This is a genomic window from Kluyvera cryocrescens NBRC 102467 (assembly GCF_001571285.1).
Taxonomy (GTDB): Bacteria; Pseudomonadota; Gammaproteobacteria; order Enterobacterales; family Enterobacteriaceae; genus Kluyvera; species Kluyvera cryocrescens.
Window position 1 is genome coordinate 35,734 of sequence record NZ_BCTM01000015.1, and the last position, 22,100, is coordinate 57,833.

Annotated in this window: 18 protein-coding genes, 1 pseudogene and 1 other annotated feature; of the genes and pseudogenes, 8 read left to right on the plus strand and 11 right to left on the minus strand. The window is 51.4% G+C overall.

Features of this window, described 5'->3' with window-relative positions:
* Window positions 1-31 precede the first annotated feature (31 nt).
* The 6 genes and pseudogenes from thrC to yjjY form a co-directional block, all read right to left on the minus strand.
* A complete protein-coding gene (gene thrC / locus KCR01S_RS12265; RefSeq protein ID WP_061283014.1) occupies window positions 32-1,318 on the minus strand; it encodes a threonine synthase in 1,287 nt (428 codons plus the stop codon).
* A gap of 3 nt (window positions 1,319-1,321) precedes the next feature.
* The gene (thrB, locus tag KCR01S_RS12270) at window positions 1,322-2,251 is read right to left on the minus strand and encodes a homoserine kinase (protein ID WP_061283015.1); all 930 of its coding nucleotides are present in this window, start codon (window positions 2,249-2,251) and stop codon (window positions 1,322-1,324) included.
* A 2-nt stretch (window positions 2,252-2,253) separates the two neighbouring features.
* Window positions 2,254-4,716 carry a bifunctional aspartate kinase/homoserine dehydrogenase I gene (gene thrA / locus KCR01S_RS12275; protein ID WP_061283016.1) on the minus strand — a complete coding sequence of 821 codons (2,463 nt, stop codon included), beginning with the start codon at window positions 4,714-4,716 and terminating at the stop codon, window positions 2,254-2,256.
* A gap of 25 nt (window positions 4,717-4,741) precedes the next feature.
* Window positions 4,742-4,859 (minus strand) — a sequence feature (Thr leader region).
* The gene (gene thrL / locus KCR01S_RS25835; RefSeq protein WP_072129079.1) at window positions 4,798-4,866 is read right to left on the minus strand and encodes a thr operon leader peptide; all 69 of its coding nucleotides are present in this window, start codon (window positions 4,864-4,866) and stop codon (window positions 4,798-4,800) included. It overlaps the preceding feature by 62 nt.
* Window positions 4,867-5,200: 334 nt before the next feature.
* Entirely contained in the window at window positions 5,201-5,887 is a 687-nt protein-coding gene (locus KCR01S_RS12280; protein WP_061283017.1) for a tRNA/rRNA methyltransferase, read from the minus strand.
* A 400-nt stretch (window positions 5,888-6,287) separates the two neighbouring features.
* A pseudogene (gene yjjY, locus KCR01S_RS25150) lies at window positions 6,288-6,429 on the minus strand (YjjY family protein).
* 96 nt (window positions 6,430-6,525) lie between these two features.
* On the opposite strand from yjjY, the gene arcA reads away from it, so the two are divergent.
* Complete coding sequence (gene arcA / locus KCR01S_RS12290; protein WP_015966004.1) at window positions 6,526-7,242, plus strand: two-component system response regulator ArcA; 717 nt, start codon at window positions 6,526-6,528, stop codon at window positions 7,240-7,242.
* A 40-nt stretch (window positions 7,243-7,282) separates the two neighbouring features.
* Here arcA and creA read toward each other — a convergent pair whose 3' ends face one another.
* The gene (creA, locus tag KCR01S_RS12295; protein ID WP_061283018.1) at window positions 7,283-7,774 is read right to left on the minus strand and encodes a protein CreA; all 492 of its coding nucleotides are present in this window, start codon (window positions 7,772-7,774) and stop codon (window positions 7,283-7,285) included.
* Between the two features lie 211 nt (window positions 7,775-7,985).
* On the opposite strand from creA, the gene robA reads away from it, so the two are divergent.
* Window positions 7,986-8,855 (plus strand): MDR efflux pump AcrAB transcriptional activator RobA, encoded by an 870-nt coding sequence (robA, locus tag KCR01S_RS12300; protein ID WP_061283019.1) that lies wholly within the window; start codon window positions 7,986-7,988, stop codon window positions 8,853-8,855.
* On the opposite strand, the gene gpmB is transcribed toward robA, so the two are convergent.
* On the minus strand, window positions 8,852-9,499 hold the full coding sequence (gene gpmB / locus KCR01S_RS12305) for a 2,3-diphosphoglycerate-dependent phosphoglycerate mutase GpmB (RefSeq protein WP_061283020.1): 648 nt from the start codon (window positions 9,497-9,499) through the stop codon (window positions 8,852-8,854). The two genes, robA and gpmB, sit on opposite strands and share 4 nt — an antisense overlap.
* A gap of 178 nt (window positions 9,500-9,677) precedes the next feature.
* Here gpmB and yjjX point away from each other — a divergent pair, with 178 nt between their 5' ends.
* Complete coding sequence (yjjX, locus tag KCR01S_RS12310) at window positions 9,678-10,208, plus strand: inosine/xanthosine triphosphatase (RefSeq protein WP_061283021.1); 531 nt, start codon at window positions 9,678-9,680, stop codon at window positions 10,206-10,208.
* A gap of 60 nt (window positions 10,209-10,268) precedes the next feature.
* On the opposite strand, the gene trpR is transcribed toward yjjX, so the two are convergent.
* Both trpR and sltY read right to left on the minus strand, forming a co-directional pair.
* Entirely contained in the window at window positions 10,269-10,598 is a 330-nt protein-coding gene (gene trpR / locus KCR01S_RS12315) for a trp operon repressor (protein WP_061283022.1), read from the minus strand.
* A gap of 63 nt (window positions 10,599-10,661) precedes the next feature.
* A complete protein-coding gene (gene sltY, locus KCR01S_RS12320) occupies window positions 10,662-12,599 on the minus strand; it encodes a murein transglycosylase (RefSeq protein ID WP_061283023.1) in 1,938 nt (645 codons plus the stop codon).
* A 220-nt stretch (window positions 12,600-12,819) separates the two neighbouring features.
* On the opposite strand from sltY, the gene ettA reads away from it, so the two are divergent.
* From ettA to KCR01S_RS12345, 5 genes are all read left to right on the plus strand, one after another.
* The gene (gene ettA, locus KCR01S_RS12325; protein ID WP_052283161.1) at window positions 12,820-14,487 is read left to right on the plus strand and encodes an energy-dependent translational throttle protein EttA; all 1,668 of its coding nucleotides are present in this window, start codon (window positions 12,820-12,822) and stop codon (window positions 14,485-14,487) included.
* Window positions 14,488-15,072: 585 nt separating this feature from the next.
* Window positions 15,073-16,242 (plus strand): capsule biosynthesis protein, encoded by a 1,170-nt coding sequence (locus KCR01S_RS12330; RefSeq protein WP_112205632.1) that lies wholly within the window; start codon window positions 15,073-15,075, stop codon window positions 16,240-16,242.
* A 31-nt stretch (window positions 16,243-16,273) separates the two neighbouring features.
* The gene (locus tag KCR01S_RS12335; protein WP_061283024.1) at window positions 16,274-17,944 is read left to right on the plus strand and encodes a polysaccharide biosynthesis/export family protein; all 1,671 of its coding nucleotides are present in this window, start codon (window positions 16,274-16,276) and stop codon (window positions 17,942-17,944) included.
* Window positions 17,945-18,004: 60 nt separating this feature from the next.
* A complete protein-coding gene (locus tag KCR01S_RS12340) occupies window positions 18,005-20,026 on the plus strand; it encodes a capsular polysaccharide biosynthesis protein (protein ID WP_061283025.1) in 2,022 nt (673 codons plus the stop codon).
* A gap of 18 nt (window positions 20,027-20,044) precedes the next feature.
* A complete protein-coding gene (locus tag KCR01S_RS12345; protein WP_061283026.1) occupies window positions 20,045-21,292 on the plus strand; it encodes a capsule biosynthesis protein in 1,248 nt (415 codons plus the stop codon).
* 154 nt (window positions 21,293-21,446) lie between these two features.
* Here KCR01S_RS12345 and KCR01S_RS12350 read toward each other — a convergent pair whose 3' ends face one another.
* On the minus strand, window positions 21,447-22,088 hold the full coding sequence (locus tag KCR01S_RS12350; protein WP_061283027.1) for an acyltransferase: 642 nt from the start codon (window positions 22,086-22,088) through the stop codon (window positions 21,447-21,449).
* Between the last annotated feature and the right edge of the window lie 12 nt (window positions 22,089-22,100).

The following is a 22,100-nucleotide window of genomic DNA, read 5'->3' on the forward strand; positions in this document are numbered from 1 at the left end:
CCCCTCCGTTCAGAAGGGGGAAACGGAGACGTTACGCGTTACTCATCATCAGCTTACGCAGCGCGGCATAGTCAGCCGGCAGGTTATGCGACAGCAGTGGCAGGTCGGCGCGATCCGCCAGCGCCTTTGGCAGTGGCAGCGTTTCTTGCAGGATCTCTTCTACGCTCTCTTTGAACTTCGCCGGATGCGCAGTACCAAGGAACAGCCCGTACTCACCTGGTTGCAATTGATCGCGCAGCGCACGGTAGGCAATGGCGGCGTGCGGCTCGGAGGTGTAGCCCAACGCCTGCAGCTCGCGCATCGTCGCTTTGGTGGTCTCATCATCAACCGCAGCATAGCCCAGCTCGTTCAGACGCCAGATCTTGCGGCGGAACAGCTCTTCCACGCGCGGCCAGTTGTTCGGCTGGCTGACGTCCATCGCGTTAGACAGGGTCGCCTGAGTCGCTTTTGGCGCCCATTTACCATCCTGCAGGAAGCGCGGCACGGTATCGTTGGCATTCGTCGCGGCAATAAAGCGCTTAATTGGCAGGCCTAATGATTTGGCCAGCAGACCGGCTGTCAGATCGCCAAAGTTGCCGCTCGGCACGGAGACCACCAACTGATTGCGCGCTTCCTGCGGCAACTGAGCCACCGCTTCGAAGTAGTAGCAAATCTGCGCCAGCAGGCGGCTAATGTTGATGGAGTTCGCGGAGTTGAGGCCCAGCGCCACTTTCAGCTCTTCGTCGTCAAAGGCCTGTTTGACCAGCGCCTGGCAGGCATCGAAATCGCCGTCGATGGCCACGGTTTCAATATTGCCACCTAACGTACAGAATAGTTTTTCCTGCAGCGGGCTGATTTTGCCGCGCGGGTAAAGAATGACCACTTTGACGTTTGGCAGGCCATAGAAGGCATGTGCCACCGCCGCACCGGTATCGCCGGACGTCGCAGTCAGAATAGTCACCGGTTTTTCGCCCGCGATAAGGGTCAGCATCTGCGCCATAAAGCGACCGCCAAAATCCTTAAACGCCAGGGTTGGGCCATGGAACAGCTCCAGACAACCGATATCTTCCTGCACGTTATTCACCGGCGCCGGGAAGGTAAACGCATTGCCAATGCGCTTCGCGAGTTCAGCCTGTGGAATTTCATCACCGATAAACGCGGAGAGAATTTTCGCGCTGCGGGTGACGAAATCCTGCGTCAGCAGGTCATCAATGTCGGTGAGGTTGAATTCCGGCAGATCGTGCGGGAAGAACAGCCCTTGATGTTTGCCAAGCCCTTGAGTAACGGCCTGCGCAAAGCTGACCTGTTCATTGTGATCTTTTAAATTGTAGAGTTTCATCAGTTATCCCACGACTCGTGCGCCGGCTGTATCCAGTCGACAAATATGAACAAAACCTTCTTGATTCTGCAGGTAATTCTGGCCAAGCCAGTCGGCCACGCGCTGCGCCGTATCCGCTTTATCACACAGGGCAAATAGCGTCGGCCCGGAACCGGAAATGCCGCAGGCAATCGCACCAATACCAGCCACCGCCTGACGCGCCTCACTGAAGCCCGGCAGCAGTTTGGTACGGTACGGCTCGGCAATCACGTCTTTCATCAGCTTCGCCGCCAACTGCGGTTGACGGGAATAGCAGGCGTGAATAAAGCCCGCCAGATGGCGGCCATGCGCAATACAATCCTGGCGGCGATACTGCGCGGGTAAAATGGCCCGCGCTTCCGCCGTCGAGACTTTAATTCCTGGGTAGGCCAGCACCCATAGCCACTCTTCAAAACAAGGAACCTGCTGGCTGATGATGTCATTCTCTTCAATCATCAGCTGCATTCCGCCAAGGTAGCACGGAGCCACGTTGTCATAATGCACGCTGCCGGAGATACGCCCTTCCAGCTCGCCCATCAGGGCCAACATCCGGGTTTCATCCAGCGGTCTACCGCAATGTTCATTCATAGCGACCAGCGCTGCGACCACGGAACAGGCGCTGGAGCCCAGCCCTGAGCCAATCGGCATATTTTTTTCCAGCGTCATCGCTACCGGAATTTGTTTACCAATTTCCCGGCAGAACAGCTCCCAGCACTGGTAAACAATATTTTCATGTGGCTCGGTTGGCAGCTTATCCGCGAAGTGCCCCACATTTTGCAGACTGAAGCGGTCAGCCGCCTCAACCGTTACGTTATCACCCAGCAGACTGCCGTCAATCGGCGTCACTGCCGCGCCCAGGACATCAAACCCGACGCTCATATTGGCACTGGAAGCCGGGGCATACACCTTAACCATGTTTAAACTCCTAACTTCCATGACAGTGTGCGCAGAAGATCGGCAAATACCCCTGCCGCCGTAACATCGTTACCTGCGCCATAGCCGCGCAGCACGAGCGGCAGCGGCTGATAATAGTGGCTATAGAACGCCAGGGCGTTTTCGCCGTTTTTCACTTTGTATAGCGGGTCATTGCCGTCGACCGCAGCCACCTTCACCCGACAAACGCCATCTTCTTCAATGTTACCAACATAGCGCAGCACTTTGCCTTCATCACGCGCTTTTGCCACGCGGGCAGCGAACTCATCGTCCAGTTGTGGCAGACGCGCCATAAAGCTTTCGGTGTCGCCAGAGGCATCAAAGCTTTCCGGTAATACCGACTCAACCACAATATCACTCAGCTCGAGGTGACGCCCGGTCTCACGCGCCAGGATCAGCAGCTTACGCGCCACATCCATGCCAGAAAGATCGTCACGCGGATCTGGCTCCGTATAGCCCATTTCGCGTGCGACACTTGTCGCCTCCGACAGACTCATACCTTCATCAAGCTTGCCGAAGATAAACGACAGCGAGCCAGAAAGGATGCCGGAGAAATGCTGCAGTTCATCGCCAGCGTTCAGCAGGTTTTGCAGGTTTTCAATCACCGGCAGCCCCGCCCCAACGTTAGTGTCGTAGAGGAATTTACGCCGCGACTGCCCAGCCGCATGACGCAGCTGATGGTAGTAATCCATCGACGAGGTGTTGGCCTTTTTGTTTGGCGTCACCACGTGGAAACCTTCGCGCAAGAAGTCGGCGTATTGGTCAGCCACCGTTTGATTAGAGGTGCAGTCAACGATCACCGGGTTCAGCAGGTGATACTCTTTCACCAGACGGATCAGACGCCCAAGATTAAACGGCTCTTTGGCCTCCGCCAGCTCCGCCTGCCAGTTTTCCAGATTCAGTCCATGTACGCTGGTCAACAGCGCGCGGGAGTTCGCCACGCCGCAAACGCGCAGGTCGATATGCTTTTTCTTCAGCCACGCCTGCTGACGTTTGATTTGCTCCAGCAGCGCACCACCGACACCGCCGACGCCAATCAGGAACACTTCAATCACCTGGTCGGTGTTGAACAGCATCTGATGGGTGACACGCACGCCGGTCACCGCATCGTCATTGCTGACCACCACGGAGATAGAGCGTTCGGATGAACCCTGAGCGATCGCCACGATGTTGATATTGGCACGGGCCAGCGCCGCAAAGAATTTTGCCGAGATGCCGCGCAGCGTCCGCATACCGTCACCGACCACCGAAATGATCGCCAGCCGTTCCATGATTGACAGCGGCTCCAGCAGTTCCTCTTTCAGCTCCAGATAGAATTCATCTTCCATCGCCTTTTTCGCCCGCGCACAGTCGCTCTGCGGAACGCAGAAGCTGATGCTGTATTCGGAAGACGATTGGGTGATCAGCACCACCGAAATACCGGCGCGCGACATGGTCGCAAAGACGCGAGCGGCCATGCCAACCATGCCTTTCATCCCAGGGCCTGAGACGTTGAACATCGCCATGTTATTGAGGTTAGAGATGCCTTTGACCGGCAAATCATCTTCATCGCGGCTGGCGCCGATAAGCGTACCCGGAGCCTGCGGATTACCGGTATTTTTAATCAGGCATGGGATCTGGAACTGGGCAATCGGCGCGATGGTCCGCGGGTGCAGCACTTTGGCGCCGAAGTAGGAGAGCTCCATCGCTTCCTGGTAAGACATGCTTTTTAGCAGACGCGCATCGGGCACCTGGCGCGGATCGCAGGTGTATACCCCATCGACGTCGGTCCAGATTTCGCAACAGTCTGCGCGTAAACAGGCCGCCAGCACAGCGGCTGAGTAATCGGAACCGTTACGCCCCAGAACCACCAGCTCGCCTTTTTCATTGCCGGCGGTAAAGCCCGCCATCAGTACCATATGGTCGGATGGGATCTGGCTTGCCACGATGCGGCGGGTTGATTCAGCAATATCGACTGTAGATTCAAGGTAATGGCCCACGGCCAGCAGTTTTTCAACCGGGTTAATTACCGTGACGCTGTGGCCACGCGCGCTCAGCAGTCCCGCCATGATAGCGATAGAGAGCTTCTCACCGCGGCAGATAAGACCAGCATTGACGCTGTCCGGGCACTGTCCCAGCAGGCTGATGCCGTGCAGGATATGTTTAATTTGGGCAAATTCGAGGTCAACGGCGGCTTTCAGTTCAGCGTGCGGGAAACCTGGCTGGGCGTCGGCGAGCCCGGAAAGCAGTTCAGCAAAGATACGTTCGGCGTCGGCAATATTGGTCAGCGCATCCTGCCCGCCAATGGTTTTTTCAATCATCGCCACCAAATGGTTGGTGATTTTTGCCGGGGCAGAGAGCACGGTTGCTACCTGCCCCTGCCTGGCGTTGCTTTCCAGGATATCGGCTACGCGCAGAAACCTTTCCGCGTTTGCCACTGATGTACCGCCGAACTTCAAGACTCGCATGGTTTGGACCCCTTGATCTTTAGTCGAAAAAAAAGCCCGCACTGTTTAGGTGCGGGCTTTTTTCTGTGTTTCCTGTACGCGTCAGCCCGCACCGTTACCTGTGGTAATAGTGGTGGTGGTAATTGTCATAATGCTGCTGATGCGAATCATGGATGTTGTGTACTCTGTTATTTATATCTCTGTGGATTTCGAGTTACGGGAAGGCGGTAAGCGGACGAATCCCGATAAGCTTACTTTGGTAAGTGATTCGGGGAACGAACGCAGCCAAGCACCTGTAACCTGAAAGACGACGAGAATAGCTGTCTGTGCCTTATACCCCTATTGGTTAAAGTATATGGCCGGCCAAGTCAATGAATTTCTAACTTCGTCACGTTTCGAAATCACTTCATATCAGCCCGAGTAAGCGGCGACAAACCACCGCAACAGCCATAAGTTAAGCAAAATGTCGGGTTATAACACCATACAAAAACGCAATGACAGAATTTTACTCTGGGAGATTTTTTTCAATATCATGCAGCAATCGATGCAACATGACCGTATCGCGGTGCTCAAATAAGCCAATACGTTGTTGCAGCCAGTCAGCCAGTTTTACATCTCCGGCGACGTCCAGACGTTCGAGTAAGGCAGTGATACGTCCTCTTAACGCAATCAGCTGATTTTCGTCACCTGCCGTTGCCGCCACGTTCACCGTTTGTAAGAGCGAAGAGAGCTGATAACAATAAACCATCACTGCCTGACCCAGGTTCAGGGACGGATAGTCTGCCACCATTGGCACGCCGGTTAGCACATCGGCCAGCGCCAGCTCTTCGTTGGTCAGCCCGGAATCTTCACGCCCAAACACCACTGCCGCGTGATCCATCCACTGCGATTTCTCCGTCAGCATCGGCACCAACTCCTGCGGCGTCGCGTAGTAATGGAAGCGTGCGCGACTGCGAGCGGTCGTGGCGATGGTGAAATCGACATCGTGCAAAGCGGCTTCAAGCGTTGGGTAGGTTGTAATGCCGTCGATAATATCGCCCGATCCGTGTGCCACCCAGCGGGTCGCTGGTTCCAGATGCGCGACGCTGTCAACGATACGCAGATCGTTAAAGCCCATGGTTTTCATCGCCCGGGCGGCTGCACCGATATTTTCGGCTCTTGCTGGTGAAACCAGCACAATAGATAAGCGCATTTAAAGTTCTCTTAATTTCCTGTTATCGGGCAATAATGTGATGTACTTCAACATATTGCGCAGCGCGAATTTACAAAAACGCAACAAAAATCAATGAAATGATGTTTCATAACATATCAATGACTCTAAACTATTCCCCCTGAAACTATCACTTTTGAATGTTAACAGAAGTCATATATCTCTATGTTTATACGAACTATTTTCATTACCATCGAACAATAACAATTGGATTCACCACATTTATCAGTTAACCTGTGCAACTACTTGAGTTGTGGAAAAAATGTGATAGGCGTTATCATTCCAGAGCGTTGATTTCACCAAACTGTTAACGTGCTACAATTGAACTTGATATATGTCAACGAAGCGTAGGTTTATTGGCTGTCTGGTGCCTCTTTACCTGTTATGTTGCTGTTAAAATGGTTAGGATGACAACCGTTTTTGACACTGTCGGGTCCAGAGGGAAGAGTACCCACGACCAAGCTAATGATGTTGTTGACGTTGATGGAAAGTGCATCAAGAACGCAATTACGTACTTTAGTCATGTTACGCCGATGATGTTAATTTTCGACATGCATCAGGCAGGTCAGGGACTATTGGTACTTCCTGTTTCGATTTAGTTGGCAATTTAGGTAGCAAACATGCAGACCCCGCACATTCTTATCGTTGAAGACGAGTTGGTAACACGCAACACGTTAAAAAGTATTTTCGAAGCAGAAGGCTACGATGTTTTCGAAGCGACCGATGGCGCGGAAATGCATCAGATCCTGTCTGAAAATGATATCAATCTGGTAATCATGGATATCAATCTGCCTGGGAAAAACGGCCTTCTGTTGGCGCGCGAACTGCGTGAGCAAGCAAATGTCGCCCTGATGTTCCTCACCGGTCGCGACAATGAAGTCGATAAGATCCTCGGTCTGGAAATTGGTGCAGATGATTACATCACCAAGCCGTTTAACCCGCGTGAACTGACCATCCGTGCGCGCAACCTGCTGTCTCGTACCATGAATCTGGGTACCGTCAGCGAAGAACGTCGTAGCGTTGAAAGCTACAAGTTCAATGGCTGGGAGCTGGACATCAACAGCCGCTCTCTGGTGAGCCCGAACGGTGAACAGTACAAGCTGCCGCGTAGCGAATTCCGCGCAATGCTGCACTTCTGCGAAAACCCGGGCAAGATTCAGTCTCGTGCTGAACTGCTGAAGAAAATGACCGGCCGTGAGCTTAAGCCACACGACCGTACGGTTGACGTGACCATCCGTCGCATCCGTAAACATTTCGAGTCTACGCCGGATACCCCGGAAATCATCGCTACGATCCACGGCGAAGGTTACCGCTTCTGCGGCGAGCTGCAGGAATAAGAAAACAAAACGGCGCTTTCAGCGCCGTTTTCATTTCTGCTTATTTTGCCGAACCGGCCTCATCGCCCCACGGCATAATCGGCACCGCGCTGATCGCATTCTTCGGTGAGCCATCTACAACTTTGTCCGAATAGGTCAGATAGACCAACGCATTACGTTTTCCATCGTAGAAACGCACCACCTGCAGCTTTTTAAACACCAGCGATGTCCGTTTCTGGAACACCACTTCCCCCTGCGCTTTGCCATTCTTAATTTTATCGGTCAGCACAATCGCCCCCACCTGCTGGCAGGAAATCGCCGCATCAGAGGTATCTTCCGCAAGGCCTAATCCCCCTTTAATACCACCGGTTTTCGCCCTGCTGATATAGCAGGTGACGTTCTTGACGTCCGGATCGTCGAAGGCTTCAACGACGATTTTGTGGTCGGGACCAAACATTTTGAAAACCGTATCAACAGAACCAATCTGCTCTGCATGCACGCCCAGGCTCGAGACACCCAGTAACAGGCCAGCCATTAATTTCTTGTATTTCATATTGTTACCATTTTCATTTATTGAGTTAAGTGACTATTCAACATCTGACGGGAAAGTGTTTAAAGATCACAGCTTTACAAAAAATCGCGTCATTTCTAATGTAAAAACGCACTTATGCATAAAAAAAACACTGAATCCTAAAACAGCAAAAGATGCTATTATCCGCTACTTTGGTAACAGGCACCTAAGAAATTAAGGATGAGGGCATTATATGGATCAGGCTGGAATTATTCGCGATCTCCTGGTGTGGCTGGAAGGACATTTAGACCAGCCGCTATCGCTGGATAATGTGGCGGCAAAGGCCGGTTATTCTAAATGGCACCTGCAGCGCATGTTCAAAGACGTTACCGGTCATGCTATTGGTGCTTACATCCGCGCCCGTCGTCTGTCTAAATCTGCCGTTGCGCTACGCCTGACCGCACGCCCTATCCTTGATATCGCTTTGCAATATCGTTTTGACTCTCAGCAGACCTTCACGCGCGCGTTTAAAAAGCAGTTTTCGCTCACCCCTGCGCTGTACCGCCGTTCTCCTGACTGGAGTTCTTTTGGGATGCGCCCGCCGCTGCGTCTGGGCGAGTTTACAATGCCAAAATACGAGTTCGTCACGCAGCCAACCACTCACCTGGTGGGCGTGACCCAAAGCTACACCTGCAAACTCGAAGAGATTTCCGAGTTCCGTCAGCAAATGCGCGTACAGTTCTGGACCGACTTCCTCGGCAACTCGCCATCCATTCCGCCGATTCTGTACGGGCTACATGAGCCGCGTCCAAGCCTTGAGAAAGATGACGAGCAGGAAGTGTTCTATACCACAGCGCTAACGCAGGAACTGGCGAATGGTCATATCCAAAACGCCCATCCCGTTACCCTTGAGGGCGGCGAGTACGTCATGTTTACCTATGAAGGTTTAGGGACCGGGTTGCAGGAGTTTATCCTGACGCTTTACGGTACCTGCATGCCAATGCTCAATCTGACCCGTCGTAAGGGTTTGGATATCGAACGCTTCTTCCCGCAGGATGAAGCCCGGAACCAGGAGCCGCCAATTATGCTGCGCTGCGAGTACCTGATCCCGATTCGCCGCTAACGCTGTAGCTCATCCAGTGCAGGGGTATCGAGATGCGAGATATCCCCTGCCGTTTCAACGACCCATCCCGGCGCCAGCCACAGGCTTTCCTGATAATCGACCCGCGAAATCGAGCAGTTACGCAAACGTAAGCGACGCTCTGCATGTGCCGGTAACCCCAGAATCGTACTGACCAGACAGCCCAGCGCAATACCGTGGCTCACCAGCAGCGGACGGCTTCCCGCCGGCAAATTCAGGCAGGCGGCAAGCCCTGCGTGCATGCGCTCGCTCAGTTCTTGCATAGACTCACCTTCCGGGATACGCCCGTTCGGCGTGCCGTTAACCACCAGCCGACGCCACTCTTCTTCCTGTGCGCTCAGTGAATCAAGATGACGTTGTTCCAGAATGCCCATATCCAACTCGCGCAGGCGTGCATCCAGCGTCACACCGCAGCCGCACGCATCGGCAATGATCTCGGCGGTACGCTGAGTACGGCCCAGATCGCTGGCGATAACATGAGTGATGCCGTAGGTACGAACGCGTTCGCCCACCTGCACCGCCTGCAACTCACCTTTAGCCGTCAGAGGGCTATCGGACTGGCCTTGAATACGCCGTTCGGCGTTCCACTGCGTTTCGCCATGGCGAACAAGATATACCTGTAACATGTTTTTTATCCGTTATACTGCGATGACAATTTTATTGTATGGGTTGTGATTCTCTGCGAATTTCGCGTTGCGGGATAACGGCAGGCGAGCAAATCGCAATGCGCTGACTCAAGTCGGCGATTCAGGTGAACGAACGCAGCCAACATACCTGCAACATGAAATACGACGAGTATAGATTATGCATCAAGTTATTGTAGCTACCACCAATCCTGCCAAAATTCAGGCAATTCTTGCGGCATTTGACCAGATATTTGGTGAAGGATCCTGCTGTATCGACGCAATTGCCGTTGATACCGGCGTGCCGGAACAGCCTTTCGGCAGCGAAGAAACCCGCGCCGGCGCGCGTAACCGGCTGGCGAATGCACGTCGAGTGAAACCCGATGCCGATTTCTGGGTGGCAATTGAAGCCGGAATTGACGAAGGTGCGACCTTTAGCTGGGTGGTTATCGAAAGTCGCGATCGGCGCGGTGAGGCGCGTTCCGCCACGCTACCGCTACCGGAGGCCATTCTTGACCAGGTTCGCGCAGGCGAAGCGCTGGGGCCGGTCATGTCGAAATACACCGGCATTGATAAAATTGGTAATAAAGAAGGGGCAATTGGGGTATTCACGGCGGGCGTGCTGACGCGCAGCAGCGTTTACCATCAGGCGGTGGTGCTGGCACTCAGCCCTTTCCATAACGACCTTTATCGCGATCGGACTCGCGCATAGCGCAACCCAGGGAGCACCGTTCCACCGCCAGCTCCGGTGCTCACTCACATCCGTATTCGCTTACGCCTGAGTTTTCGGTAGCGTCTGTTCCAGCCACTGACGCAGTTCAACCGGCGCTGACTTTAGACTGTTCGAGCCGCGGGTAATGGTCGCAATCCCCGCACCCAGCTCATTTTTCAGCTCGCGCTGGCTCATTTCGCCACGCAGCAACTCTTCGATAATACGCACGCGCGTTCCCAGCGCTTCACGCTCATCCGGGGTCATGATTAAATTCAACAGGGGCAGTGCAAGCTCGTCGGTATACGCCAGGCGCAGAAGCTCGACAAAACGAAGCCACTCCTGGTTACGCTGTTCAGCAACCGAAGCTGAATAAGGGGATTGTTGGGTCATGATAGGCCACCGTGTTATGCATGTACTCTTAAGCGAGTACAAGCATAACACAGGTCGGTGATATCAGTAACGTCGTTGCCACTCATTGCTGCTCAGGACATCCTCTTTCTCGCCCATAAAGTGGCGATAATAGGCATCGTAAGCCAGCACATTCTTCACGTAACCACGGGTTTCTGAGAACGGGATACTCTCGATAAACGCCACCGCATCAATACGCCCAGCGCTGTTACCCAGCCAGGTTCGCACCCGTCCTGGGCCCGCGTTATACGCCGCAGAGGCAAAAATACGGTTGTTTTCGAACTGCTGGTAGACGTACTGCAGATAGCTGGTACCAATATTGATATTGGTTTCCGGATCTAACAGCTGCACCGGGTTGCTGTAGCCTGGAAGATTAAACATCTTCACCGTATGCGTCGCGGTGCCAGGCATAATCTGCATTAATCCACTGGCCCCCACCGGTGATTTCACCTTCGGGTTCCAGGCGCTTTCCTGGCGCGCAATCGCCATTGCGTAGCTCTGCGGTACATCTTTACCCGAGGTATAGCGCGTAAACAGATCCTTGTAAGCCAGTGGGAAACGTTCCTGCAGGTTGTCCCACAGCTTACCGGCGATCGTTGCCTGTACGCTGAGATCCCACCAGTTCTGGTCAAACGCATAGCGCGCCAGCTGCGCCTGCTCGGTTTGGCTGCGGCTGCTGACCAGATTGGCCCACTCACTGCGCGCAGTGTTGTCCTGATTCCAGTACATCAGCTCGCGGACGCGCGCCATTTCAGCACCACTGGCCAGGGTTGAAGAGAGAGAACCCGGCGCTTTCTCTACGCGGAGCGAATACGGCTCACCGAGCCGCTGTGCCGCGACCATCGGATAGAATCCACGCTGCGTCATCAGCGACAGTAGAATTTGTCGTGCTTCATCATCTCGTCCCTGCTCCATCAGCAGATCCGCCTGCCAGTAGCGCCATTCGTCCTTCTCTTTTGCATCCATGGGTAATCGCGCAAGCCAGGTGTTCAACCCGCTGCGATCGCCGGTGCCGAGCGCCATTCGCACCCGGCGCTCAATAAGCGAGGTTGACTGCGAACGCATGATGGCGTCGTCCCGCCAGCGCGCCTGCTCGTCGGTCACATCGGAGCCCATTAAACGCCAGGCAACAATATCGCGTAACTCTTGGGTCTGTTCTTCATTAAGCTGCTGAGCCTGAACCAGCGATGGGATCATCAACCGCGCATTCTCAGCATCCTGCCGAGCGACGCTGCTAAACGCCACGGCCGCCAGTTGACGTGTAAAGTCGGTCGCACCGGTGGTACGCGCAAACGTCAGCACGTTGTTAGGATTATTGGCCAGGTCGGTAATTGCGGTCGCCATGGTTTGATATTCCGCTGGCATCTGCGATGCCAGCACTTTCACCAGCCCGGTATTCCCGGCCTTCATCACCAATCGAATACGCTCCAGATAGGCAAGTGGATCCTGAGTGCCAGACGAGCGCCACGCGCTAAATAGCTTATCGCAGGCATTCGGCCGGTTTTGTCCGCTTAGCCATAGCGTTTTTGCCCCTTCCCATGCGCCCTGAGTATCGCCTACGGAATATTTGGCATAGTAATAATTACACTGCGCCTCTGCGGTACCCGGCTTGTCCGGGCTAAATGCCAAAAGGCCGCGCCAGTCCTCACGGCGCGCCAGTTCATTGACGAAACGGTTTTTGAGCGTGCGGGCAGGCGGCAGCGTCGGGTTAGCCTGCACAAAATTTGTCACGGTCAGCGCAGGCGTGTTCATGAGATCGCCGGAAATCTGCCGATACTCCAGATAGGGATAAAGCGGATAATCACGCAGGGTCGGCATCAGGCTCTCCACCACATCCATCTGGCGGTTGTCCCATGCCTGTTTGATTTGCGCGTAGCGGCTGCGCTGCTGATCCAGCGAATCAGCGTGGGCCGCACTACTGACGGTCAGCAGGCAAACACCCGCTGCCAGCAGACGCCACGTAAATTGTTTGGCTGTTTCCACAGGCTCTTCCTCGTTGTCACGTTACGTCAGTGCAGCTTCATGCCGCGTAATAAATTTATGCTAACTATTGATGGCTAAATGTTCCACGTAATGAACACTTTTTTACGTTTTATCGGTGTCTTAACGCCGCTGAATTTGCCTGCTGGGCTTGAAGGGTGAAAACAGCTACACTTCGCCTTTGAAAACTCTATTCATCACTATAAAAGAGGCGAAGTCCAACGTGGCTCAATTCGTTTATACCATGCATCGTGTCGGCAAAGTGGTTCCGCCGAAACGTCATATTCTTAAAAACATCTCACTGAGCTTCTTCCCTGGCGCAAAAATCGGTGTACTGGGCCTGAATGGCGCTGGTAAATCCACCCTGCTGCGCATCATGGCCGGTATCGACACCGATATCGAAGGTGAAGCTCGCCCACAGCCGGGTCTCAAAATTGGTTACCTGCCGCAGGAACCCAAACTGAACCCTGAACATACCGTTCGCGAATCCGTTGAAGAAGCGGTTGCCGAAGTGGTTAACGCGTTGAAAGGTCTGGATGAAGTGTATGCTAAATACGCCGAACCGGACGCCGACTTCGATAAACTTGCTGCACAGCAGGGCAAATTCGAAGAAATCATTCAGGCGCATGACGGGCACAACCTGAACGTGCAGCTTGAACGCGCGGCTGATGCCCTGCGTCTGCCGGATTGGGATGCGAAAGTTGAGAAGCTGTCCGGTGGTGAACGCCGCCGCGTCGCACTGTGCCGCCTGCTGCTGGAAAAACCAGACATGCTGCTGCTCGACGAACCGACGAACCACCTGGATGCTGAATCTGTGGCATGGCTGGAACGCTTCCTGCACGACTTCGAAGGCACCGTAGTGGCGATTACCCACGACCGTTACTTCCTCGATAACGTTGCCGGTTGGATTCTGGAGCTGGACCGCGGTGAAGGTATTCCTTGGGAAGGCAACTACTCCTCCTGGCTGGAGCAGAAAGATCAGCGTCTGGCGCAGGAAGCCTCTCAGGAAGCGGCTCGCCGTAAATCCATCGAGAAAGAGCTGGAGTGGGTACGTCAGGGCGCTAAAGGCCGTCAGTCCAAGGGCAAAGCCCGTCTGGCACGCTTTGAAGAGCTCAACAATACCGAATACCAGAAGCGTAACGAAACCAACGAACTGTTTATCCCACCTGGAGCACGTCTGGGCGATAAAGTCGTTGAGGTCAGCAACCTGCGTAAATCCTACGGCGATCGCGTCCTGATCGATGATTTGAGCTTCTCGGTACCGAAAGGCGCAATCGTCGGTATCATCGGCCCGAACGGCGCGGGTAAATCCACGCTGTTCCGCATGATGTCCGGCCAGGAGCAACCTGACAGCGGTACCATCTCACTGGGTGAGACCGTGAAGCTGGCCTCCGTTGACCAGTTCCGTGACGCAATGGATAACAGCAAAACCGTATGGGAAGAAGTCTCCGGCGGGCTGGATATCATGAAAATCGGCAACACCGAAATGCCAAGCCGCGCCTACGTTGGCCGCTTCAACTTTAAAGGTGTTGATCAGGGCAAACGCGTCGGCGAGTTGTCCGGTGGTGAACGTGGTCGTCTGCATCTGGCAAAACTGCTGCAGGTTGGCGGTAACATGCTGCTGCTCGATGAACCAACCAACGACCTGGATATCGAAACCCTGCGCGCACTGGAAAACGCCCTGCTGGAATTCCCAGGCTGCGCCATGGTTATCTCGCACGACCGTTGGTTCCTTGACCGTATCGCGACCCACATTCTGGATTACCAGGATGAAGGTAAAGTGGAATTCTTCGAAGGTAACTTTACCGAATACGAAGAGTACAAGAAACGTACGCTGGGCGCAGATGCGCTGGAGCCAAAACGTATCAAGTACAAACGTATTTCGAAGTAATCTCATTAACGGGAGCAGCGGCAACGCTGCTCCCGTTTTGCTATTTGAAGAGAGGAATATCATCAGCCGTACAAAACAAAAAATCTGATTCATCCTGAATGCATATCCCGCCCCCCATTTCTTGAATTTACGCCAATAATAGAAACCTCACCCGTTCGTCCTGGATAAACCTCATCAGTAATGTTTAATGCAACTTAAAGAAAAAATAAAATCATTCAAAAAAGTATTAAACAACATCATTACCCGCTCAATTCCTCGCGTATTATGCATTAAACAATAAGCTTCAATAATATAATAAATACAAGTTAACCACGTAATATATAGTCACTATTGTGATGCTTTAATGACTGTGCTAAAAATACCGCATCGGTTCAGGAATAGAAAACATTCGCCAAAATTATCCATGATAAGGAATTCATTGGATATAGGCCGCTATTCAAATTATCACAAAGGAATGAGATGTTTGATCGCCGTGAACATCATGCGTTATATGAAATGAATCAAATAAATAAATGGAGTGGATAAATTCATCTTCCGCTAACCTGCTTATTCATTTAATAAATTCACCTAAAAATCAAATAACCCATGAAAATCAACAAAGTGCTTTTTAGTCGTTTTATTGCCAGAAAGAAAAGACTGGCGCGTACAATAGTGAAAAAATGCCGGCAAATCGATATTCAGCGCCATTTGTGGAAAGCCGTGATCGCTGCCCCGATGTGCCTGCTGATCATTTACCTGGTCATTTTCAGCCAACCTCGTTACGTCAGTGAGTCTAAGGTTGCGGTGAAACGCCCCAATGACCTCGACAGCTCGAGCCTCAACTTCGGCCTACTGCTGGGAGCATCCAATCCCTCTTCCGCAGAAGATTCGCTGTATCTGAAGGAATACATCAACTCGCCGGATATGCAGCAGGTGCTGGATAAGAAGCTCAATTTTCATGAGGCCTTTAGCCAGAGCGGCTGGGATTTTCTCTTCCATTTGCCCGCTCAAATCACCGCAGAACAGTACCTTGAGTATTACCGCTCCCGTTTGACCGTCGACTATGACGAGAAAACGGGGCTGCTATCAATCCAGACACAGGGCTTTACGCCAGCATTCGCCCAAGCGTTTAACCAGGCGGTGCTCAAAGAGTCCGAGCGCTTTATCAACGAACTGTCGCATAAGATTGCCCGTGAGCAAATGCAGTTTGCCGAAGAGCAGCTACAGGAAACCAAAGCTCGCTTGAACGCCAGTAAAGGTCAGTTGCTGGCATATCAGAACAACAATAATGTGCTCGATCCTGCGGCCTCCGCCGAGGCGGCAACCACGCTGGTCAACGCGTTAATTGCGAAAAAAATTGAGATGGAAGCCGATCTGCGCAACCTGTTGACCTATTTACGCGAAGATGCCCCTCAGGTTGTCAGCACCAAGAACGCGATTAAATCCTTACAGGCGCAAATCGATGTTGAGCAAAATAAAATTACCGCACCTGATGGTAAAAAACTCAACAGCATGGCAGCTGATTTCGAAGACCTAAAAACTACGGTGAAGTTTGATACTGATTTGTATGCGCTTTCATTACAGGCGATCGAAAAAACGCGTTTGGAAAGCGCTCGAAAATTAAAAACCCTCTCAGTGATTAGCTCACCGCAGCTTCCACAAGAGTCCCGATTCCCCAACGTACCGTATCTCTTAGCCAGTTGGTTATTGGTGTGTTGTCTGCTCTTTGGCACGGCCAAATTATTGGTCGCCATTATTGAAGATCACAGAGACTGATTAACAGCCAATATTATTAACAGAGCCTATTATGAAATTAGTTAAAACGCTTCTTGTATTGAGCATTCTGCAATCCTGTCAGGTACTGGCGATAGATATTAATGCAGACCCGCAGCTCACCGGAGCCGCAGGATTACCACAATTGCTGGCAGCAAAAAGTCAGAACGCTAACAACGACGGCTTCGATAATACGCCGATACCCGCCCCGGAGCAGCCTTTAAGCCGTATGTTTGGCGCCCAACTTTTCAACGGTTCGACGGCCGATAGCGGCAGCAGCATTGGTTTTAATCCGAGCTATATTATCGGCCTCGGCGACACCATACAGATTCGGTTATGGGGGGCGTTTAACTTTGACGGTGCGCTTCCCGTTGACCCAAAGGGTAACATCTTCGTGCCAAACGTTGGCCCGCTAAAGGTGACTGGCGTCAGTAACGGTCAGCTTAATAGCCTGGTGACGGCCAAAATAAAGGAAGTTTATCAATCGAACGTTAATGTTTATGCCTCTCTACTGCAGGCACAGCCGGTCAAAGTGTTTGTTACTGGCTATGTTAGAAATCCCGGGCTTTACGGCGGCGTCGCCTCCGATTCTCTGCTTTCATATTTAAGCAAAGCAGGCGGCGTTGATAGCGATCGTGGCAGCTATGTCGATATCACGGTGAAACGGGGTAAAAACGTGCGTTCACACGTCAATCTCTACGATTTCCTGCTCAACGGTTCGCTGAACCTGTCCCAGTTCTCCGACGGCGATACGATAGTTGTCGGTCCTCGACAGTACACCTTCAGCGTCGAGGGCGATGTCTATAACAGCTACGATTTTGAATTCCACGACGGCAGCATCCCTGTGTCTGAAGCACTGGAGTGGTCGCGACCAAAACCGGGAGCGACGCACTTTACGATCATTCGTCAACAGGGGGCGATGAAGCGAACCGAGTACTACCCGCTAAGCAACGCCTCGGGAAAGATACTGCAGGATGGTGACAAGCTGATTATCAGCTCAGACCGCTACGCCGGAACGATCCAGGTGCGTATTGAAGGCGCCCATTCCGGCGAACATGCGGTGGTACTGCCATATGGTGCAACGATGAAGCAGGTGCTGGCTCAGCTCAAACCAAACAGCATGTCTCAGCTCAGCAGTATTCAGCTCTACCGCCATTCGGTTGCTGTACGTCAGAAGGAGATGCTCAATACCTCCTTACAAAAGCTGGAAGAAGCCTCACTTTCCTCACAATCGTCAACGCAGGAAGAGGCCCGTCTGCGCGTTCAGGAAGCTCAGTTGGTGAGTCGTTTCGTCGCCAAAGCGCGCAACGTGGTACCTAAAGGGCAGGTTGTTCTTAATGAAAACAATCTCGATAGCGTGATTCTGGAAGATGGCGATGTCATCACCGTTCCGGAAAAAACATCGCTGGTGATGATCCACGGCTCCGTGCTGTTCCCCAATGCTATCTCCTGGGATAAGAAGCTTGATGTCGATGATTACATCGAGAAGTGCGGTGGTCTGACGCAAAAATCCGGGCAATCAAAAATTATTGTGATTCACCAGGACGGCGCAGCGGTCGATGCCGACGACGTGGATGACATCATTCCAGGCGATGAAATTATGGTTCTGCCGAAGTATGAAACCAAAAACCTGGAAGTCACCCGCGGTATTTCCACCATTCTTTACCAGATGGCCGTGGCGGCAAAAGTCATTCTGGAACTGTAATAACCATGGCGTGGCGGAGTATCCGCCACCATCAATACATTAATACGGAAGCCGTTCAGGATGATAGGCATCTATTCTTCGGGCATCTGGCAGATCCCTCACCTTCAGAGTTTTTTAGGTGAAGCATGCTGCAAGCTGTCCTCTTTATCAGCGATTCCTGGCGAAGTGGATGCCATTGCCGTTTGGGGCGAACGCCCCACTTCTCTGCGCCCAATTCAGCGAGCACAAAATGCTGGGCTACCGGTATTGCGCCTGGAAGATGGTTTTACACGTTCGCTAGGTCTGGGCGTTAACGCGGCACCTCCACTCGGGATGATCGTGGACGATTTGGGGATTTACTACGATGCTAGTCGCCCTAGCCGCCTGGAAGAGCTCATCAAACAAGAAGCTGAAAAGCCGAACTTAGTGCAAGAAGCGCAGCGCGCTGCTGCATTTATTGTCGAAAACGATCTTTCAAAATATAACCATGCCGCTTGTTTTGATGAAACCCATCACACGGACGTAACCCTGGTTGTCGATCAAACCTTCGGCGATATCTCCGTCACGCTAGGCGGTGCAACGGAACGGCAGTTCGCAGCGATGCTCTCATGCGCGAGAAAGGAGCATCCACATAGTGAGATTTGGATTAAAACGCATCCGGATGTGCTCACTGGCAAAAAAAACGGTTATTTTGAATCGTTGACCACCGATCCACGCATCAGGTTAATCACCAAAGATTTCAGCCCACAGTCCCTACTCCGTCAGGTGTCGCGTGTTTATACCGTCACCTCACAGTATGGCATTGAGGCATTGATGGCTGGAAAAAAGGTCGTTTGCTTTGGTTTGCCGTGGTATGCCGGATGGGGCTTAACCGATGATCGACACCCCCTTGCAGAGAAGATATCTACCCGTCGTGGCAATGCACCACTCAGCGCATTGATAGCCGCCGCCTGGTTACAATATACCCGTTATATCAATCCCTACACGGGTAACCCAGGCACTCTTTTCGATGTACTTGAGTATCTGAGCTTACAGCGTAAGCATTTGCTCACTCGCAGCGGGCATCTCTGGGTACCAGGTATGACGCTTTGGAAAAGGAGCATCGTTAAGCCTTTTTTAAAAACGTCTGGCAATGATGTCGATTTTTCCCATAAGGGGCATGAGGCCGACGCCTGCATCGTTTGGGGCGTTAAAGGCGAAATGCGTTGGCGACAAAAAGCATCCCATTTCGATATTCCTACCTGGCGCATGGAAGATGGCTTCCTGCGATCGTCCGGATTAGGTTCAGACTTGCTTCCACCGCTTTCGCTCGTTCTGGATAAAACCGGAATTTACTATGATGCCAGCAGACCCAGCGATCTCGAAAATTTACTCATCCATTCACAGCTAACGGCTCAACAGCGCCTACGGGCAGACTTATTACAAAGGCGTTTGATCGCAAGCAAACTGAGCAAATACAACCTGGGTGCTAACTGGAAAATTCCTACCGACGCCGAGGGAAAAAATAAACTGCTGGTCACTGGGCAGGTTGAGAATGATGCCTCTATCTCCTGTGGTACATCAGTTATCAACTCTAACCTGATGTTGCTACGTACCGTTCGGGAGCGCTATCCCGGTGCATTCATTATCTATAAACCCCATCCGGATGTTCTGGTCGGTAATCGCCCAGGACACATTTCCGACAAGGAGATGACAACGCTTGCCGATTGCGTAGCACTGGATGCAGATATTATCGAATGCATACAGCAAGTTGATGAAGTTCATACCATGACATCGTTGTCAGGATTTGAAGCTCTGATGCATGGCAAAAAGGTCTATTGCTACGGCATGCCTTTCTATGCGGGTTGGGGACTGACAACCGACGAGTACGTCTGCGAACGGCGGCAGCGCCAACCCAATATTAGCGATCTGATTTACCACGCGCTCATTAGCTATCCCACTTATATCCACCCAGAGACAAAACAGAGCATTTCACCAGAAATGGCTATGGATTGGCTGCTTGCACAAAAAAGGCAAGACATGGAAATGACGCGCGGCTCTGGCCAGTATCTGCAACGCCAGGGGCGAAAACTGCAGATGCTGATAAAGGCGATGAAGCACTAACATCGAGAAGGATTCTCTATGAACGGTAATACGATCAATACGCTACTCTCAGGAAAACGCTATCTGCTGTTGCAGGGGCATATGGGACCGTTCTTCAATGATATGGCGGAATGGCTAGAATCTCAGGGGCGGGAAGCGGTGAACGTCGTGTTTAACGCAGGAGATCGCTTTTACTGCCGGAAACGAGAATATCTGACGTACACGCAAACTCCAGCACAGTTTCCACACTGGTTAAAAGAGACATGGCTCGAATATTCATTCGACACTATTCTTTGTTTTGGCGACTGTCGCCTGCTGCATCAGGCGGCGAAACGTTGGGCGCAAGCAAAAGGAGTGCGCTTTTTAGCATTTGAAGAAGGCTATCTGCGACCACACTTTATCACTTTGGAGAGCGGTGGCGTTAATGCCTATTCCTCGATTCCAAGGGATCCCGAATTCTATCGCCATCTGCCTGACCGCCCTGAACTTGAGGTACACAGTTTAAAACCATCAACCAGGTTACGTATCTGGCATGCGATATGGTACTACCTCGTGAGCTGGTATCACGAGGATGAGTTTCCTCAATACCGGCATCACAAAGCCTTTTCTCCTTGGTATGAAGGTAAATGCTGGATCCGTGCCGGCTGGCGTAAGCAGTGGTATCGATACAAAGAACGGCACATCATGGAACAGTTACAGACAGAACTGGATCAGCGCTATTTTCTGGCCATTTTGCAGGTATACAACGATAGCCAAATCCGCAACCATAGCCCTTACAAGGATGTGCGTAACTATATAAATGATGTGATGTTTTCTTTTTCCAAAAAGGCAACGGCGGCAGACTTTCTTGTGTTCAAACACCATCCAATGGATCGTGGACATCGCCTATATGGACCATTAATCAAAAAGTTAGGCAAACAATATGGGGTAAGCGACCGCGTTATTTATGTACACGATATACCAATGCCTCAAATGCTATCACACGCCAAGGCTGTCATTACGATTAACAGCACTGCGGGAATATCTGCACTGATCCATAACAAGCCGCTAAAAGTGATGGGACGAGCGCTGTATGATATCAAAGGATTAACGTATCAAGGGCACTTAAATCAGTATTGGGGGGCGAATTTTAAACCTGATGCACAATTGTTTAAGAAATTTAGCATATATTTGCGGGCAAATACGCAGATTAACGCGGTGTTTTATGGGAGAAAGTCACCTGAAATGGTGCAATATCAGGTGACTCATAAAGGGGAGATTCTGGAAGGGAAATGGTTTTTACAGTAGTAATAATAAATTATTTCAACGCAACCACCAAGATATATCAAACTAATTCCATCACCCTATAAAAATAAGGCTGAGACAAAGCCCGCCATTAAGAAAACAATATAAAAATCACACTAAAAAAACCAGCCATGAAAAGAAGACAGCCATTAATATACTAATAGTCGCGAGCAGGGAGAGGCTCCATAGGTATTAACTCTCTTTGCCATTTAACATTCTCTTTTATTGTCTTAGCCGGTATGCCAACTGACAAAGTGTTTTTAGATAATGATTTAGTGACAATTGATCTTGCACCGATAATACTCCCACTACCAATTGTCACACCTTTTTGTATGATAACACCTTCTCCAATCCATACCGCATCCTCTACTTTTATATCACGTGCGGGATTTATTCTCATACCAGAATCAAGACTAATTATTGAATGCCAATCAGTAGTAGACATTGATATATCGGAAAAAAGACAACCACTCCCAATAGAAATAACAGTCTTTTCCATTGCAGTGAATAATGCATGCCTATTCATGACTGTCTTATCGCCAATCAATATCTTCGAGCCGGAACCAATGTGATAGCGGCCACGTATATATGTGTCCGCACCTAGTTCCAATATGGCATCACCTTGCTCCAAATTAATAGAGAAGTTATTTAAAATACATCCACTACCAAAAACAATTCTGGAACCTTTTCCTTTTCCATAAGTAAGTGTAAATACTCCAGTAACTCTGGATGGGCGACCAATAACTTCATTTCCAGCCGCAATGAAACATTCAAACAACTGTTCTATTTCTTCATTCATTAAGTTTCACCA

Excerpts from the sequence above, each read along its gene's own strand:
- KCR01S_RS12340 (WP_061283025.1), top strand. The coding sequence starts at position 18,005 with ATGATAGGCATCTATTCTTCGGGCATCTGGCAGATCCCTCACCTTCAG.
- KCR01S_RS12350 (WP_061283027.1), bottom strand. The coding sequence starts at position 22,088 with ATGAATGAAGAAATAGAACAGTTGTTTGAATGTTTCATTGCGGCTGGA.
- thrC (WP_061283014.1), bottom strand. The coding sequence starts at position 1,318 with ATGAAACTCTACAATTTAAAAGATCACAATGAACAGGTCAGCTTTGCG.
- robA (WP_061283019.1), top strand. The coding sequence starts at position 7,986 with ATGGATCAGGCTGGAATTATTCGCGATCTCCTGGTGTGGCTGGAAGGA.
- KCR01S_RS12330 (WP_112205632.1), top strand. The coding sequence starts at position 15,073 with ATGAAAATCAACAAAGTGCTTTTTAGTCGTTTTATTGCCAGAAAGAAA.
- thrA (WP_061283016.1), bottom strand. The coding sequence starts at position 4,716 with ATGCGAGTCTTGAAGTTCGGCGGTACATCAGTGGCAAACGCGGAAAGG.
- KCR01S_RS12345 (WP_061283026.1), top strand. The coding sequence starts at position 20,045 with ATGAACGGTAATACGATCAATACGCTACTCTCAGGAAAACGCTATCTG.
- gpmB (WP_061283020.1), bottom strand. The coding sequence starts at position 9,499 with ATGTTACAGGTATATCTTGTTCGCCATGGCGAAACGCAGTGGAACGCC.
- KCR01S_RS12335 (WP_061283024.1), top strand. The coding sequence starts at position 16,274 with ATGAAATTAGTTAAAACGCTTCTTGTATTGAGCATTCTGCAATCCTGT.
- trpR (WP_061283022.1), bottom strand. The coding sequence starts at position 10,598 with ATGACCCAACAATCCCCTTATTCAGCTTCGGTTGCTGAACAGCGTAAC.
- creA (WP_061283018.1), bottom strand. The coding sequence starts at position 7,774 with ATGAAATACAAGAAATTAATGGCTGGCCTGTTACTGGGTGTCTCGAGC.
- KCR01S_RS12280 (WP_061283017.1), bottom strand. The coding sequence starts at position 5,887 with ATGCGCTTATCTATTGTGCTGGTTTCACCAGCAAGAGCCGAAAATATC.
- yjjX (WP_061283021.1), top strand. The coding sequence starts at position 9,678 with ATGCATCAAGTTATTGTAGCTACCACCAATCCTGCCAAAATTCAGGCA.
- arcA (WP_015966004.1), top strand. The coding sequence starts at position 6,526 with ATGCAGACCCCGCACATTCTTATCGTTGAAGACGAGTTGGTAACACGC.
- thrB (WP_061283015.1), bottom strand. The coding sequence starts at position 2,251 with ATGGTTAAGGTGTATGCCCCGGCTTCCAGTGCCAATATGAGCGTCGGG.